This is a genomic window from Vibrio sp. FF145 (assembly GCF_041439075.1).
Lineage (GTDB): Bacteria > Pseudomonadota > Gammaproteobacteria > Enterobacterales > Vibrionaceae > Vibrio > Vibrio tasmaniensis_A.
The window spans coordinates 18,947-34,589 of the sequence record NZ_JBGONH010000054.1 but is presented as its reverse complement, the minus strand read 5'-3'; the positions used below and the strand labels follow the sequence as shown (position 1 = coordinate 34,589).

Here is a 15,643-nt window from a genome sequence, read left to right as displayed (position 1 = left end):
AATCTGTAGCTGTTATCGATGCGGCACTTAAATATGTAGATAGCCACCGTTCTGAACTGGGTGCTTTCCAAAATCGTTTCGACCATGCAATCAATAACTTAGACAACATTAACGAGAACGTTAATGCATCTAAGAGCCGCATTAAAGATACTGATTTCGCGAAAGAAACGACTCAGATGACTAAATCTCAGATTCTTTCTCAAGCTTCAAGCTCGATTCTAGCTCAAGCAAAACAAGCTCCGAACTCGGCACTTAGCCTACTAGGTTAACAGGTTGAAAGGCCACATTGAACATATGCATTATTGGTTATAAGTGTCAATGTTAGGCTTCCACAAATTAGCTCGTGGTGAGAGATGAGCGCTAAATAAACCCAGCTTCGGCTGGGTTTTTTATTGCCTGCGATTTGGTAACGGTAATTTTCAAGATCAGGGGGGAAAGAAAAAGCGAGATTCCCTATCACGTTCGTTCCCCACTGTAGGGAATGACCGAGTCGGGAAATGATGATCTACTTCACGTTTTTTTAATATTTAAAATAATACGAAAAAAAATGCATTTTTTATTAAAGCTTCTAGTTAAGGGGCCGTTAAAGGGATTGAGAGAAATGATATGTACCAATGTAAGGTGAGAGAGACACTGGTATATAAAACAAAATAACATGTGTTTTTGTGAGGTGAGAGTCACATAAGTGCATGAAAAAATGCCTAAAGGAGATCAACTATGGCGATTAATGTAAGCACAAATGTGTCTGCAATGACGGCTCAGCGCTACCTAAATAGCGCGGCTGAAGGTACTCAAAAATCAATGGAGCGCTTGTCTTCTGGCTATAAAATTAATAGCGCGAAAGATGATGCTGCAGGCCTACAAATCTCTAACCGCTTAACGTCGCAAAGCCGTGGCCTAGATATGGCTGTAAAAAACGCGAATGATGGTATCTCTATTGCACAGACAGCTGAAGGTGCAATGAATGAGTCAACCAATATCCTGCAACGAATGCGTGACCTTTCTCTTCAATCTTCAAATGGCTCAAACACGAGATCTGAACGTGTTGCTATCCAAGAAGAAGTATCGGCGTTAAACACTGAGCTTAACCGTATTGCTGAAACGACCTCTTTTGGTGGTAACAAGCTTTTGAACGGTACTTTTGGTAGCCAATCTTTCCAAATCGGTGCAGATTCTGGTGAAGCAGTAATGCTGACGATGAATAATATGCGTACTGACACTCAAGCTATGGGCGGTAAGAGCTATAGTGTTACCGAGGGTAAAGATACGTCTTGGCGTGTAGGAGCAAACTCTGCTCTAACGATGAAATACCAAGATCAGTTTGGTGATCTTCAAGAGTTGTCTATTTCTGCGAAAGAAGGCAACGACATGGAAGAGCTAGCAACGTATATTAATGGCCAAAGTCCAGACGTCCAAGCATCGGTAGGTGAAGGCGGTAAACTGCAACTGTTTGCTTCTAGCCAAAAAATTGAAGGTAATGTTGAATTTGGCGGCAGTCTGGCGGGCGAGCTAGGGATTGGTGCAGGTAAAGACGTTACTGTTAACGATATCGATGTAACATCGGTTGCTGGTGCTAACAACGCGGTATCTATTATTGATGGCGCTCTAAAATCAGTAGACAGTAACCGAGCATCTCTCGGTGCATTCCAAAACCGTTTTGATCACGCAATCAGCAACTTAGATAATATTAACGAAAACGTTAATGCGTCTAAGAGCCGTATCAAAGATACCGATTACGCAAAAGAAACAACGGCAATGACGAAGTCTCAAATCTTACAACAGGCGAGTACTTCTATTTTAGCTCAAGCAAAACAATCACCATCAGCAGCTCTAAGCTTGTTGGGCTAAACTTACTTCAGTAAGTAACGGTAAACTCTACTGTGGGTAGAGTTTTACTGTTAGGCTCATAAAGGTGGGAGGGAGAGTGTTATGGAAATATTATCTAACGCGTCGAACATCCAGCCTTATGGCTCACCTAATGGCACTAAATTTGCAAGCGATGAAGGTAGTAGTGCGTCGAGCACTTTACAACTAAAAGAAGCAACATCTCATGGCAAGGTAGAAAAATCGAAAGAGATGGCTACCGAAGCGGCGATTCAATTAGCTCAACATAGACAAGAGTTAAATGATCAGGAGCGTGTCAAGATGGTTGAGAAGGTCAATGAGTTTATATCTTCTCTTAACAAGGGTGTTGCCTTCAAGGTTGATGAAGAGACTGGGAGAGATGTGGTCACTATTTATGAGACCACAACAGGCGATATTATTCGCCAAATTCCCGACGAAGAAATGCTCGAAATTCTGAGGCGCCTAGCAGCCCAAACCTCGAATAGTGGAATATTGGAGGCTAAGGTTTAAGTCGTATTATTGAGGTGGTTTAATGAGTTTTGGCCCAATGGGGATTTCGTCTGGCATGGATATCAATTCCATGGTCAGCAAAATTGTTGATTCTGAGCGTGTGCCTAAACAGCAACAGATCGACAATGAACGAACGCGAATCGACACCAGCATTAGTGCCTATGGAAGACTCAGAGAATCCCTTGATTCGATGAAGGATCTGATGACAAGCTTTCGTCAGGATAAAGCTTTTGCTGTGCGAACAGTAGAAAGTACTGATGAAAATCTTGTTTCTGCGACCGCGACTACCGAAGCGATCGCTGGCAAATATGCCATCGATGTGTTGCAGCTTGCCCAGAGCCATAAAGTGGCTTCTGATGTTCTATCAGATGACATGAAATTTGGCCCTGGCAAGCTGCAGGTTTCGCTTGGTAGCGAGAGCTTCGAAACACAAGTTAGTGCTAACTCAAAACTGCGTGATGTTGTTAGAGGTATTAACAGCGCTGGGGATAATCCGGGTGTTCGAGCTTCTATCATTAATGATAAAGAAGGACCACGGTTAGTCCTCGCTTCAAATATGTCTGGTGAAGACAATCAAATAAAACTCCACGTTGACTCTGAAGATAACAACCCTCTAAAAAAATTAGAATATAAAACCCTATCGGAAAGACTGAAAGCCTTAGAAGATGCTCGCTCAGTAGCGCAAGGCGTCTTAGCTGATGCCCCTCCTAAATTGGATGCTGACGGTAACCCAATTCCTGACGGCTTTGCTGTTCCGCTGCGAGACGATGACGGAAATTCCATATTTGATGAAAACGGCAATCCTATTTTTGAAAGAAAATCGGAACCTGTCGTTGAGCCTGAAGATCCTTTCGCTGAATTTGACCGTGATAATTTAACTTATGGCCAAGAAGCGGCAATGGCAGGTCAAAAGGCGCTAGATGCGTCCGCCTTAGCGGCTTCAGGGATGCCAGAAGATACGATCCCAGGCTGGAACAACACCGCTTCGGGCACATTACTCGATTCTTTTTTTAGGCCTGAACTCGAGCTTGACGAAAAAGCCATCGAGAAAGCCGCTGATATTCCGGGGTGGTCAAATACTGCCGCAGGTACTCTGACGGATTCTTATGTTACCCCCAAAGAAGCGCAGCAGAAGCTCGATGCCGAGAAAGCCAGAATAGAAAGTAAATTGGTTGATGAACGTTCAGAGTTAGCGAAGAGAGTTGAGAAAGGTGAATTAACCCCGGAGCAGGCTCAGCAATTAGAGAGAGCTAGGTTATCTCCGGGGGAACGAACACATTTAGAGAAGGTTGATAAAGCTCAAGCTAATCTGGCTTTGGCTCAACAGTCTTTTGACCAATACAGCGGCATGACTGAAGTGCAAGCTGGACAAGATTCAATGGTCATTCTGGATGGTGTCGCTCAGCTTTCTAGCAATAATAATGTGATTGAAGATGCCGTTGAAGGTATTGATATTACGGTTAAAGGTAAAACGCCAAAAGATAAGCCGCCAGCAGAAATTGGTGTTGAGTACGACCGTAATCGTGTTCGTGAAGATATTGAAGCTTTTGTTAGCTCTTATAATCAGTTTTACCAAGTATCTAAAGGTTTGGCGAGTGTTGACCCTTTGACAGGTCAAAAAGGCCCTCTTTCTGGTGACAGTACAGTGCGTAACGCAGACTCGCGACTAAAAAGTGTGTTCTCTTCAAGCATTGAAGACGCGCCTGACAATCTAAAGTCTTTGACTGAATTTGGCATCACAACCACAAGACAAGGCTCGCTAGAAATCAATTACGATATGCTTGACCGTCAACTCAACAATCACTTTGATAAGTTGGGTGAATTCTTTGGTGGTAACAATGGCTTCGCTAAAAAAGTCGAAGATGCAATTCAAGGGATCACGGGTGTTACCGGTTCTATCCGCACGAGAGAAAAGAGCTTAGTCGAACAAAATTACCGTCTGGTTGATGATCAAAGCGCGCTTGACCGACGCATGGATAGCCTAGAGAGCCGTACGCACTCCAAGTTCACTGCGATGCAGGATGCGACCAGCAAGATGCAATCTCAGTTAGGCAGTATGATGAGTGCAATGGGCTAATAGATGAGCATACTGCTTCAAGAGCTTTGTGAGCTCGATCAATTAATTATGTCTAAGCTCGAATTTAGTGAAATTAATGCTGAAGAAATCGTGCATCTTGTCGATAACAGAGAACAGTTATTGCAAAACGTGCTTCAATTAATCGATTCATATCCCGACGTTAAGCAAAGCTCCGAGTGGTTTGAAGCCATTTCGAGAACAAGACAATTGGTCGAACTGATGCAGTCTGAGACTGGTCTAGTAGGTAAAAGCTTACATAAATACCGACATGGTGCCAAATCAGTTCAACAATACAAAAAGTTTTTATAGAAGAGGTTTACTATGCGCGGTTCTTTACAGGCATATAAAAAGGTATCAGTGGATAGCCAGCTAACAGCTGCCTCACCGCATAAAATTGTTCAGATGCTAATGGCTGGTGCTATCGAGCGCTTAATTCAAGGTAAAGCGGCAATGCAAGCGGGCAACATCCCGGTGAAAGGTGAGCGACTGAGTAAGGCTCTAGATATCATTATTAGCCTGCGTAGTTGCCTATCGATGTCCGATGGTGGCGACATCGCGAAAAATCTAGATCAACTTTATGAGTTTATGATCACGCAAATTTCTGCTGCAAATCACAAAAATGATCCTCAGCCAATTGATGATGTTATCGATATTATCCGCGAAATTAAGAGCGCTTGGGACCAAATTCCGAATGAATATCACAATTTAACGTCTGCGGATGTTGGTATTTAAAGAAACATCCCAGTTTAAACCAATCGCATATCTCTGAATTGCTTGGTTGCCTTATTTTTATAATCAAATAAAATAGAAGCCATTAGATAGCCTAATGGCTTTTTTCGTTGCTGGTTTCCTAGATTTGTCCACGTAGATCATAATCATTGATATTTTCTCTGTTTTGTCTCTTACGTCGCTTACCAATTTCCGCATCGCACCAAAATAAAGGCAATAATTCCTACTTATGCAAGGTTTGGCAAAACTGCTTGTCGTCGATGATAACGCTCAAAATCGTCACAATTTAAGCACAATATTAGAGTTTGTAGGAGAGAGCTGCGAAGTAATCAGCTCTGAACAAGCACACAACGTTGACTGGTCCCTACAGTGGGCTGGCTGCATCATTGGTTCAATTAAAGCCAAAGGCTTCGCATTACTGAATGAAAAGCTTGTTCATGTTAATCACATCCCTTTACTGGTGATTGGCAAAAACGATTACCCGGTTGAGGAACTTACTAACTTTGTTGGTGAACTCGAACTTCCTCTTAACTATCCGCAATTAAGTGATGCACTGAGACACTGTAAAGACTTCTTAGGCCGTAAAGGCGTTCAAATTGTACCTTCAGCGCGTAAGAACACGCTTTTTCGTAGTCTAGTTGGGCAGAGTGTTGGTATCCAAGAAGTTCGTCACTTGATTGAACAAGTCTCTTCTACTGAAGCAAACGTATTGATTCTTGGCGAGTCAGGCACGGGCAAAGAAGTTGTAGCACGTAATGTTCATTATCATTCTAAACGTCGTTCAGGACCTTTCGTTCCCGTAAACTGTGGCGCTATACCGCCAGACTTGCTTGAAAGTGAACTGTTTGGTCATGAGAAGGGCGCGTTTACTGGTGCAATTACCGCACGTAAAGGCCGTTTTGAGTTGGCTGAAGGTGGTACACTGTTTCTGGATGAAATTGGTGATATGCCAATGGCGATGCAAGTTAAGTTGCTTCGCGTTTTACAAGAACGCAGTTTTGAACGTGTAGGTGGCAATAGTACCATTCAAGCTGATGTTCGAGTGATTGCGGCAACACACCGCAACCTTGAAAACATGATCGAAGATGATTTGTTCCGTGAAGATCTTTACTATCGCTTGAACGTTTTCCCAATTGAAATGCCATCGCTTCAGGAGCGAAAAGAAGATGTTCCCCTATTGCTTCAGGAGTTGATGACCAGAATGGAAGCTGAAGGTGGCATGCCAATCTGTTTTACTCCCCGTGCAATCAACTCTTTGATGGAGCATTGCTGGCCGGGCAACGTACGTGAGTTAGCTAATTTAGTTGAGCGAATGGTTATTTTATATCCAAATAGCTTAGTTGATGTGAATCATCTACCCACTAAATATAGATACAGTGATATCCCAGAGTTTCAGCCAGAGTTTAATAATTTTGCATCAGAGGAAGAGCAAGAGCGAGATGCTCTTTCTGACTTGTTCTCGGAAGACTTCAGTTTTGAGCAGCACGATGAGCTTGCTGACAATGCGAACGCACCTCAAGATTTACCCGCTGAAGGGGTTAACTTGAAAGAACTACTCGCTGATATGGAAGTGAATATGATCAATCAAGCGTTGGAGGCTCAGGGCGGTATTGTTGCTCGCGCTGCTGACATGCTTGGAATGCGCAGAACCACTCTGGTCGAAAAAATGCGTAAATATAACTTGCAGCGTTAGTGCCTATTTTCGATGAAAACGAAAACTAGTACACACTTTAGCATTTTAGCATTTTAGCATTTTAGCTTTTTGGCAACTTTAGCTAAACGAACAGATAAACCATAGTCGAGTTGTTGCTTGCTTAACTATGTGATAAATATAGCAAATAGCCTGACTTGTGTTGTACATGTCAGGCTGTTTTAGTATTTGAGGCAAATTTTTGACATGCACCTATCTAACGAACCAGAAAATCAATCACATTTAGATTCTGTTGAGCAACAGGTTGAGCGCTATAAGCAAGTGCTCGATGTTATGCCTGCGGGGGTTATCTTGTTAGATACGCATGGTGAAGTGAGAGAAGCGAATCCTGAAGCTCACCGTATTCTCGGGGTTGAGCTGGTTGGCGAGAAATGGTTTTCGGTAATACAAAATGCCTTTGAACCAAGGGACGATGATGGGCATGAGATCTCATTGAAGAATGGGCGAAAAGTGCGCTTAGCGATTTCAGCTTCGACTACAGGTCAGCTTATTTTGATTACAGACCTGACAGAAACTCGCCTGCTGCAGTCTCGTGTCAGCGATCTTCAGCGCTTATCTTCACTTGGTAGAATGGTCGCTTCGCTTGCCCATCAGGTTCGCACGCCGCTTTCTAGTGCGATGCTGTATGCATCAAACCTTGCCGCGCCAAATTTGCCGCCGGCAACAAAAACGCGTTTTCAATCTAAGCTTATGGATAGGTTGCATGATTTAGAGAAACAAGTGAATGACATGCTGTTGTTTGCTAAAGGTGGCGACAATAAGGTGGTTAAGCCATTCACCATCGCGGAACTCATCATTGAGTTTCACCCTATGGTGGAGGCGGCGTTAAAAAGCAACCAGATTGATTATTGTCAGGAAGTTGAAGATGAAAAGACTCAAATGTTTGGTAACGCCAATGCTATCGCTTCTGCTTTAAGTAACCTAGTTTTGAACGCGGTTCAAATTGCTGGCAAGAAATCGCAGATTGATGTGTTTTTTAGACCCGTAAACGGTGAACTTAAGATATCAGTGCAAGACAGTGGCCCCGGAGTGCCTGAAGAACTACAAGGTAAGATAATGGAACCTTTCTTTACCACTCGTTCTCAAGGCACAGGTCTAGGTTTAGCGGTTGTACAAATGGTATGCCGAGCACATGAAGGTCGACTGGAATTGATATCAGAAGAGGGTGACGGCGCATGCTTTACCATGTGTCTACCGTTGGAAAGAAGCTCTTCTTCTGAAGACTAATAAGTTTTAACTGAATTTACACTGGAGAATCCTATGGCTCAAAGCAAAGTGTTAATCGTCGAAGATGATGAAGGTCTACGCGAAGCCCTTGTCGATACACTCGCGCTTGCTGGTTACGAATGGCTGGAAGCGGATTGTGCGGAAGATGCTCTGGTAAAATTGAAATCAAACTCTGTTGATATCGTGGTCTCTGATGTACAGATGGCCGGTATGGGCGGTTTAGCATTGCTAAGAAACATCAAGCAGCATTGGCCAAATCTTCCGGTTCTATTGATGACGGCCTATGCCAACATTGAAGATGCGGTCGCGGCAATGAAAGAAGGCGCTATCGATTACATGGCAAAGCCATTTGCTCCAGAAGTGCTGTTAAACATGGTGAGCCGTTACGCTCCCGTAAAGTCGGATGACAATGGCGATGCTATCGTTGCCGATGAGAAAAGTATCAAACTAATGATGCTGGCTGACAAAGTGGCTAAAACCGATGCCAACGTGATGGTGCTAGGGCCAAGTGGCTCTGGTAAAGAGGTCATGTCTCGCTATATTCATAACGCCTCGAGCCGTAAAGACGGTCCGTTTGTTGCGATTAACTGTGCCGCGATTCCAGATAACATGTTGGAAGCGACACTGTTTGGCTACGATAAAGGTGCGTTTACCGGTGCGATTCAAGCTTGTCCGGGTAAATTTGAACAAGCTCAAGGTGGTACTATTTTGTTGGATGAGATCAGTGAAATGGATCTTAGCCTACAAGCGAAACTATTGCGCGTATTGCAGGAGCGCGAAGTTGAACGTCTTGGTAGCCGCAAGAGCATCAAATTGGATGTCCGTGTTCTAGCAACCAGTAACCGCGACCTAAAACAGTATGTTTCTGAAGGGAATTTCCGTGAAGATTTATACTACCGACTGAATGTATTTCCAATTACTTGGCCAGCGCTGTGTGAACGTAAAGGCGATATTGAGCCGCTTGCGAAACATTTGGTTGAACGTCATTGCACCAAACTAGGAATGCCTGTTCCTGTTCTGTCTGAGCAAGCCATTAGTAAACTCGTCAATTATCCGTGGCCGGGAAATGTGCGTGAACTGGATAATGTCGTGCAGCGCGCTCTAATTTTGAGTGAGCAAGAAAATATTTCAGGCGAACATATTTTACTTGAAGGTGTTGATTGGCAAGACGCAACTGGACTACAACAGATCGTTGAAGGGAACAGTGTTTCAGCGCCAGAAATTAAGCCGATTGCTGAAGCGAACCCTATCAATAAAGTCGTGGCAGGCAGCGAAGGACTTGGAAATGAGCTTAGAGATCAAGAGTATGCGATCATTCTCGAAACATTGATTGCTTGTCATGGTCGACGTAAAGATATGGCTGAAAAGCTAGGTATTAGCCCTCGTACATTGCGTTATAAATTAGCGAAAATGCGTGATGCTGGAATAGACATTCCAAATTGAACATAAATTAGTAGTGTCAGCTTTCTGACTAGTGTATTACGATAGCTAGTCAAATTGATGCATGGCACGTTAATTGCTCTGTCAATAATAAAGCTAAATAGATAGTCATAATTTTGACTCCTGAGGTAGTAAATGAGAATAGATGGTTTACAAGGCGAAATGCAGGCAATGATGGTTGAAGCTGCCAGTACGCGTCCTGCTGCAACGGGCCAAGCGGTTGGTGCAGATTTTGGCAACATGCTGACTAATGCCATCAATAATGTGAACTCATTACAAAAGACCTCTGGTAATCTTCAAACTCGTTTTGACAGTGGCGATCAAAGCGTGTCTTTATCTGACGTGATGATTGCTCGTAATAAATCTAGTGTGGCTTTTGAAGCGACGATCCAAATTAGAAATAAATTGGTCGAATCGTACAAAGAGCTGATGAACATGCCGGTATAAGTTGGGTAGTAAATAGTGGCAGATAACAGTCAAACAACAGATTTAACCGTAAGCGATAGCAACGACCACGCACTTATTGCAAGTTCTGATCTCGATGGAGAAGGGCAAAATACCGATTTAGGTGAGCGCAGTTCATCTAAGTTCGATATGGCCGTCGGTGATCTCGATTTGCTTCGTCAAGTCGTCTTAGTTCTTTCTATCTCGATCTGTGTAGCGCTTATTGTAATGCTGTTTTTCTGGGTGAAAGAGCCAGAAATGCGTCCATTAGGGGCTTACGAAACAGAAGAGTTGATCCCGGTTCTTGATTATTTGGATACGCAGAAGATTGAGTACTCTCTTGAAGGGAATACCATCTCGGTACCAGCGAGTGAATATAACTCATTAAAGCTAAATATGGTTCGAGCGGGTTTGAACCAAGAGCGAAACACCGGTGATGATATCCTCATGCAAGACATGGGTTTCGGTGTATCACAACGTTTAGAGAAAGAGCGTCTTAAACTAAGCCGTGAAAGACAGCTTGCTAAAGCTATTGAACAGATGAAGCAGGTACGTAAAGCTCAAGTTTTACTTGCCTTACCTAAGCAAAGTGTCTTTGTTCGTCACAATCAAGAAGCCTCTGCCTCAGTATTCCTGACACTTAAAACGGGGATGAACCTCAAGCAGCAAGAAGTTGATTCTGTTGTGGACATGGTGGCTAGTGCCGTTCCGGGGATGAAAACTTCGCGAATTACGGTGACCGACCAGCATGGCCGACTTTTGAGCTCTGGCTCTCAGGACCCGATGTCAGCGGCACGCCGAAAAGAGCACGAGTTAGAGCGTAATCAAGAGCAAGCGCTACGTGAAAAAATTGACTCTATTTTGATTCCGATTCTTGGGTTTGGTAACTACACAGCTCAGGTTGATATTCAACTCGACTTTAGTGCTGTGGAACAAACACGAAAGCGTTTTGATCCGAATACTCCAGCAACCCGAAGTGAATACACATTAGAAGACTATAATAACGGCAACGTTGTGGCTGGTATTCCAGGGGCTTTGAGTAACCAGCCTCCTGCTGATGCTTCGATTCCTCAGGATGTGGCTCAGATGAAAGATGGTACGATGATGGGGCAAGGTTCGGTTCACAAAGAAGCGACCCGCAACTTTGAGCTGGATACTACCATTAGTCATGAGCGAAAACAGAGCGGCACGGTTAATCGTCAGACCGTATCCGTTGCAATCAAAGATCGCCAATCACTGAACCCTGATACAGGAGAAGTGGTTCACACCCCAATTCCAGCAAGCGAAATTAACGCGATACGTCAGGTATTGATTGGCACTGTGGGTTTTGATGAAAACCGCGGTGATTTACTCAATGTGTTAAGCATGCAATTTGCACCTCAAGTAACGGATATTGTTGCTGACGTACCAATTTGGGAGCACCAACACTTTAATGATTGGGTACGTTGGTTTGCGAGTGCGTTGGTTATTATTGTTGTCGTATTGGTGCTGGTTCGCCCTGCAATGAAAAAACTGCTTAACCCAGCAGCAGACGATGACGATCAAATGTACGGACCCGACGGCATGCCAATTGGTGCTGACGGCGAAACCAGTTTAATTGGTGGTGATATTGAAGGTGGTGAGTTATTTGAATTTGGTTCAAGTATCGACCTACCTAACCTTCACAAAGATGAGGACGTACTGAAAGCAGTACGTGCACTTGTAGCGAATGAACCAGAGCTAGCAGCTCAAGTAGTTAAGAATTGGGTGGCAGATGGCTAACGAAATTGTTCCACAACAAGCAGAAGGTGGTGAGCTTGATGTCGCAAGTGTCGATATCGAGTCTATCTCAGGCGAAGAGCGCGCTGCGATCTTGTTGCTAAGTTTAAGTGAAGAAGATGCTGCGGGTATCATTCGCCATCTAGAACCTAAACAGGTTCAGCGTGTTGGTAGTGCAATGGCACGTTCAACGGATTGGTCTCAAGAAAAAGTAGGTGCTGTGCACCGCGCTTTCTTAGATGATATTCAGAAGTACACCAACATCGGTATGGGCAGTGAAGACTTTATGCGTAATGCGTTGGTGGCTGCTCTAGGTGAAGATAAGGCGAATAACCTTGTTGATCAGATCCTTTTAGGTACTGGTTCTAAAGGTTTGGATTCTCTTAAGTGGATGGACCCTCGTCAGGTGGCAAGCATCATCATTAACGAGCACCCACAGATTCAAACGATCGTATTATCTTACTTGGAATCGGATCAGTCTGCGGAGATCTTGTCTCAATTCCCTGAGCGTGTTCGCCTTGATTTGATGATGCGTATTGCTAACCTTGAAGAAGTTCAACCTTCAGCTCTCGCTGAATTGAATGAAATCATGGAGAAACAGTTTGCGGGTCAAGCGGGTGCTCAAGCTGCCAAAATTGGTGGCCTGAAAGCCGCTGCTGAGATCATGAACTACATGGACAATAATGTAGAAGGCATCTTGATGGGACAAATTCGAGATCAAGACGAAGACATGGCAACACAGATCCAAGATCTTATGTTTGTCTTTGAAAACCTTATTGAAGTTGATGACCAAGGTGTTCAGCGATTGCTGCGTGATGTTCCACAAGACGTTCTACAGAAAGCGCTTAAAGGTGCTGATGAAAGCCTACGTGAGAAGATCTTCAAGAACATGTCTACGCGTGCTGCTGATATGATGAGAGACGATATTGAGGCGATGCCGCCAGTTAAAGTCTCTGATGTAGAAGCGGCTCAGAAAGAGATCTTGGGTATTGCGAGGAAGATGGCAGACAGTGGCGAGATTATGCTGTCTGGTGGCGCCGACGAGTTCCTTTAATACAGAAACCTCAAGAGCCCCACATTGTTGGGGCTTTTCTTTATCCAACCTCAAACCACAGATTAACTACCGTGTAATTGCTTGAATCTACAACGCAGTTGGACGAACTCATAGATAGGTACTGATATGTCAGGTGATAGAAAACGTGGCTTCCTTCGCCCTGAAGAAGATAATACGGTTGCCCAACCTCAGAAATGGGGGCTGCCTGACTATACATCTGATGTGAACAAACAAGCCAAAGAAACGGCTTTTAACTACGATCCTGGCTGGATGCCAACGGTTGAAGAAGCCATTGAAGACGAAGAGCTGGTTCTAACTGAAGACCAAATCGAACTGATCAAGCAAGGTGCTTATCAGGAAGGGCTTCATCAAGGACAAGAGGCTGGCTTTAAACAGGGCTACGAAAAAGGTAAAGAAGAAGGGTTTGCCGCAGGTCACGAAGAGGGTAACGAAGCCGGCAAACTTGAAGGCGTTACTGCTGGTCAAGAGTACATTCAGCAGCAAGTCGCCATCTTTATGGGGCTAGCCAACCAGTTCGCTCAGCCATTAGAGCTGATGAATGCTCAGGTAGAGAAGCAACTGGTGGACATGGTGCTGACTATGGTCAAAGAAGTGGTTCATGTTGAAGTGCAAACCAACCCACAAATCATACTAGATACCGTGAAAGAATCGGTAGAGTCATTGCCAATCTCAGGTCACGCGATCACATTGAAGCTAAACCCTGAAGACGTTGCAATAATACGCTCAGCGTATGGCGAAACGGAATTGGACTCTCGCAATTGGACGTTGGTATCAGAGCCTGCACTCAATCGCGGCGACGTACAAATTGAAGCGGGTGAATCGAGTGTTAACTACCGCATGGAAGAGCGCGTGAAGAACGTCATTCAAAGCTTCTGTGGTGTAAATCGTCATCAAGGTCATGAGTAATGCTTGAGTTAGCGAACCGTCTTAGCCAATACAAAGTCGAGGGGCTAAAGTCGCGACCAATTGCTTCAGGCAAACTAGTTCGTGTTGTTGGACTAACGCTTGAAGCGACCGGCTGCAAAGCGCCAATTGGCAGCTTATGCTTAGTAGAGACTATGTCTGGTCAGATGGAAGCTGAAGTGGTTGGCTTTTCTGGCGATAACCTGTTTTTGATGCCAAGTGAACAAATTACTGGGATCTTACCAGGCGCTCGCGTGACACCGATGACGTCGGAAAGCGGTATCCCTGTTGGAATGGAGTTGCTTGGTCGTGTTATCGATGGCGTAGGTAATCCGCTCGACGGTTTAGGTCCAATCTATACCGAGCAACGCGCTTCCTTTAATGCTGAGCCAATCAATCCTTTAGCTCGTAAACCTATCTCTGAGCCACTTGATGTTGGCTTAAAAGCGATTAATGGCTTACTAACGGTGGGCAAAGGGCAGCGTATCGGCCTGTTTGCGGGCTCCGGTGTGGGTAAGTCGGTTACGCTTGGGATGATGACTCGTGGTACAACCGCGCAAGTGGTCGTGGTGGGGTTGATTGGTGAGCGTGGACGAGAAGTAAAAGAATTTATTGAAGAGATCCTTGGCGAAGATGGTCGTAAGCGTTCTGTTGTGGTCGCCGCTCCTGCGGATTCGTCTCCATTGATGCGTTTAAAAGGCTGTCAAACCGCACTGGCTGTAGCTGAGTATTTCCGAGACCAAGGTCTAGATGTTTTACTACTGATGGACTCATTGACTCGTTTCGCTCAGGCGCAGCGTGAAATCGCTCTGTCTGTGGGTGAGCCGCCAGCAACCAAAGGCTATCCGCCGTCTGTGTTTGCCAAGCTTCCTGCGCTGGTGGAGCGAGCAGGTAATGGTAACGATGAACAAGGTTCTATCACTGCTTTCTTTACCGTGTTAACAGAAGGTGATGATTTACAAGACCCTATTGCCGATGCATCGCGAGCGATTCTTGATGGTCACATTGTTTTATCTCGTGAGATGGCTGATGCTGGTCACTATCCCGCGATTGATGTTGAGAAATCCGTCAGTCGTGTTATGCCTCAAATCACCACCGAAGAACATGTCTTGATGTCGAAAGCCGTTAGACAAGTGCTGTCTATATGCCGGAAAAATCAAGATTTGGTTTCGATTGGTGCTTACAAGCCGGGAACAGACCCTGCAATCGACAGTGCTTTCACTTTGAAACCGAGGTTGGACGAGTACTTACAACAGAAAATGAAAGAAACGGTTCCCTATGATATGTGCGTCAACATGTTAAAGCATGTGTTAGGCGGTTAGGTCGTGTTGAATAAGGTCAATCATGGATAACGCGTTAGAATTTCTTCTCGATCAGGCGAAAGACCAAGAGAACCAAGCTGTATTGGCGCTGAATCAAGCGAATGTCGAGCTGCAGGGTTACTACGAACAGGTCGAACAGATTGAAAAATATCGACTTGATTACTGCCAGCAACTTGTTGACCGAGGTAAGGCCGGATTAACGGCTAGCCAATATGGTCACTTAAACCGTTTCTTAACGCAATTAGATGAAACGCTCTCTAAGCAGAGAGAAGCGGAACACCACTTTAAAAATCAGGTCGATAACTGCCAAAACTATTGGATGGAGTTACGAAAAAAGCGTAAATCCTACGAATGGTTGATGGAGAAAAAGCAGAAAGAAAAAGCAAAGCTGCAAGATCAAAGAGAGCAAAAGCAAATGGATGAGTTCTCGACTCTGTTATATAGCCGAAAGAAGATTTGAACCTAATTCACGAATGACGCAAGTGTTGCTCTGCAGATGGCAGACTTAAAACTTATAGGCATGTTTCTTGCTCTATTTTATATCAAATTGCGAGTTATGCTCACCAAAGGCATAAAAAGCACCCGACTTTCTTTTTGTTGTC

At 44.4% G+C, this 15,643-nt stretch carries 15 protein-coding genes; all 15 read left to right on the top strand.

Going from position 1 to position 15,643, the window contains the following annotated elements:
- On the top strand, nucleotides 1-269 hold a 269-nt coding region (locus ACED42_RS17905; RefSeq protein ID WP_371695437.1), incomplete at its 5' end, for a flagellin.
- Nucleotides 270-717: 448 nt separating this feature from the next.
- A complete protein-coding gene (locus tag ACED42_RS17900) occupies nucleotides 718-1,848 on the top strand; it encodes a flagellin (RefSeq protein WP_017101959.1) in 1,131 nt (376 codons plus the stop codon).
- Nucleotides 1,849-1,929: 81 nt separating this feature from the next.
- The gene (gene flaG, locus ACED42_RS17895; protein WP_017101960.1) at nucleotides 1,930-2,355 is read left to right on the top strand and encodes a flagellar protein FlaG; all 426 of its coding nucleotides are present in this window, start codon (nucleotides 1,930-1,932) and stop codon (nucleotides 2,353-2,355) included.
- 22 nt (nucleotides 2,356-2,377) lie between these two features.
- Nucleotides 2,378-4,432, top strand: a complete 2,055-nt coding sequence (fliD, locus tag ACED42_RS17890) for a flagellar filament capping protein FliD (protein ID WP_017104000.1) — start codon at nucleotides 2,378-2,380, stop codon at nucleotides 4,430-4,432.
- A gap of 3 nt (nucleotides 4,433-4,435) precedes the next feature.
- Nucleotides 4,436-4,741: a flagellar protein FliT gene (locus ACED42_RS17885; protein ID WP_371703599.1), complete on the top strand. Its 306-nt coding sequence runs from the start codon at nucleotides 4,436-4,438 to the stop codon at nucleotides 4,739-4,741.
- Between the two features lie 12 nt (nucleotides 4,742-4,753).
- Complete coding sequence (gene fliS, locus ACED42_RS17880) at nucleotides 4,754-5,164, top strand: flagellar export chaperone FliS (protein WP_009848558.1); 411 nt, start codon at nucleotides 4,754-4,756, stop codon at nucleotides 5,162-5,164.
- 226 nt (nucleotides 5,165-5,390) lie between these two features.
- Nucleotides 5,391-6,854 carry a sigma-54 dependent transcriptional regulator gene (locus tag ACED42_RS17875; RefSeq protein WP_371703598.1) on the top strand — a complete coding sequence of 488 codons (1,464 nt, stop codon included), beginning with the start codon at nucleotides 5,391-5,393 and terminating at the stop codon, nucleotides 6,852-6,854.
- Between the two features lie 204 nt (nucleotides 6,855-7,058).
- Nucleotides 7,059-8,099 carry a PAS domain-containing sensor histidine kinase gene (locus ACED42_RS17870; protein ID WP_371703596.1) on the top strand — a complete coding sequence of 347 codons (1,041 nt, stop codon included), beginning with the start codon at nucleotides 7,059-7,061 and terminating at the stop codon, nucleotides 8,097-8,099.
- Nucleotides 8,100-8,132: 33 nt separating this feature from the next.
- A complete protein-coding gene (locus ACED42_RS17865) occupies nucleotides 8,133-9,542 on the top strand; it encodes a sigma-54 dependent transcriptional regulator (protein ID WP_269337145.1) in 1,410 nt (469 codons plus the stop codon).
- Nucleotides 9,543-9,674: 132 nt separating this feature from the next.
- Nucleotides 9,675-9,986, top strand: coding sequence for a flagellar hook-basal body complex protein FliE (gene fliE / locus ACED42_RS17860; RefSeq protein WP_009848554.1), 312 nt, complete (start codon nucleotides 9,675-9,677; stop codon nucleotides 9,984-9,986).
- A 15-nt stretch (nucleotides 9,987-10,001) separates the two neighbouring features.
- Complete coding sequence (gene fliF / locus ACED42_RS17855; protein WP_371703594.1) at nucleotides 10,002-11,744, top strand: flagellar basal-body MS-ring/collar protein FliF; 1,743 nt, start codon at nucleotides 10,002-10,004, stop codon at nucleotides 11,742-11,744.
- On the top strand, nucleotides 11,737-12,795 hold the full coding sequence (gene fliG, locus ACED42_RS17850) for a flagellar motor switch protein FliG (RefSeq protein ID WP_012603439.1): 1,059 nt from the start codon (nucleotides 11,737-11,739) through the stop codon (nucleotides 12,793-12,795). Before fliF ends, fliG begins: the two co-directional genes overlap by 8 nt.
- Nucleotides 12,796-12,921: 126 nt before the next feature.
- The gene (gene fliH / locus ACED42_RS17845; RefSeq protein ID WP_009848551.1) at nucleotides 12,922-13,722 is read left to right on the top strand and encodes a flagellar assembly protein FliH; all 801 of its coding nucleotides are present in this window, start codon (nucleotides 12,922-12,924) and stop codon (nucleotides 13,720-13,722) included.
- Entirely contained in the window at nucleotides 13,722-15,041 is a 1,320-nt protein-coding gene (fliI, locus tag ACED42_RS17840) for a flagellar protein export ATPase FliI (RefSeq protein ID WP_009848550.1), read from the top strand. The genes fliH and fliI overlap by 1 nt, the downstream gene beginning before the upstream one ends.
- A gap of 22 nt (nucleotides 15,042-15,063) precedes the next feature.
- Nucleotides 15,064-15,501, top strand: coding sequence for a flagellar export protein FliJ (gene fliJ, locus ACED42_RS17835; protein WP_009848549.1), 438 nt, complete (start codon nucleotides 15,064-15,066; stop codon nucleotides 15,499-15,501).
- The last annotated feature ends 142 nt before the right edge of the window (nucleotides 15,502-15,643 follow it).

Coding starts and splice junctions, on each gene's coding strand:
- fliE (WP_009848554.1), top strand. CDS start 9,675: ATGAGAATAGATGGTTTACAAGGCGAAATGCAGGCAATGATGGTTGAA.
- fliG (WP_012603439.1), top strand. CDS start 11,737: ATGGCTAACGAAATTGTTCCACAACAAGCAGAAGGTGGTGAGCTTGAT.
- fliS (WP_009848558.1), top strand. CDS start 4,754: ATGCGCGGTTCTTTACAGGCATATAAAAAGGTATCAGTGGATAGCCAG.
- fliD (WP_017104000.1), top strand. CDS start 2,378: ATGAGTTTTGGCCCAATGGGGATTTCGTCTGGCATGGATATCAATTCC.
- ACED42_RS17875 (WP_371703598.1), top strand. CDS start 5,391: ATGCAAGGTTTGGCAAAACTGCTTGTCGTCGATGATAACGCTCAAAAT.
- ACED42_RS17865 (WP_269337145.1), top strand. CDS start 8,133: ATGGCTCAAAGCAAAGTGTTAATCGTCGAAGATGATGAAGGTCTACGC.
- ACED42_RS17885 (WP_371703599.1), top strand. CDS start 4,436: ATGAGCATACTGCTTCAAGAGCTTTGTGAGCTCGATCAATTAATTATG.
- fliI (WP_009848550.1), top strand. CDS start 13,722: ATGCTTGAGTTAGCGAACCGTCTTAGCCAATACAAAGTCGAGGGGCTA.
- fliJ (WP_009848549.1), top strand. CDS start 15,064: ATGGATAACGCGTTAGAATTTCTTCTCGATCAGGCGAAAGACCAAGAG.
- ACED42_RS17900 (WP_017101959.1), top strand. CDS start 718: ATGGCGATTAATGTAAGCACAAATGTGTCTGCAATGACGGCTCAGCGC.
- fliH (WP_009848551.1), top strand. CDS start 12,922: ATGTCAGGTGATAGAAAACGTGGCTTCCTTCGCCCTGAAGAAGATAAT.
- ACED42_RS17870 (WP_371703596.1), top strand. CDS start 7,059: ATGCACCTATCTAACGAACCAGAAAATCAATCACATTTAGATTCTGTT.
- flaG (WP_017101960.1), top strand. CDS start 1,930: ATGGAAATATTATCTAACGCGTCGAACATCCAGCCTTATGGCTCACCT.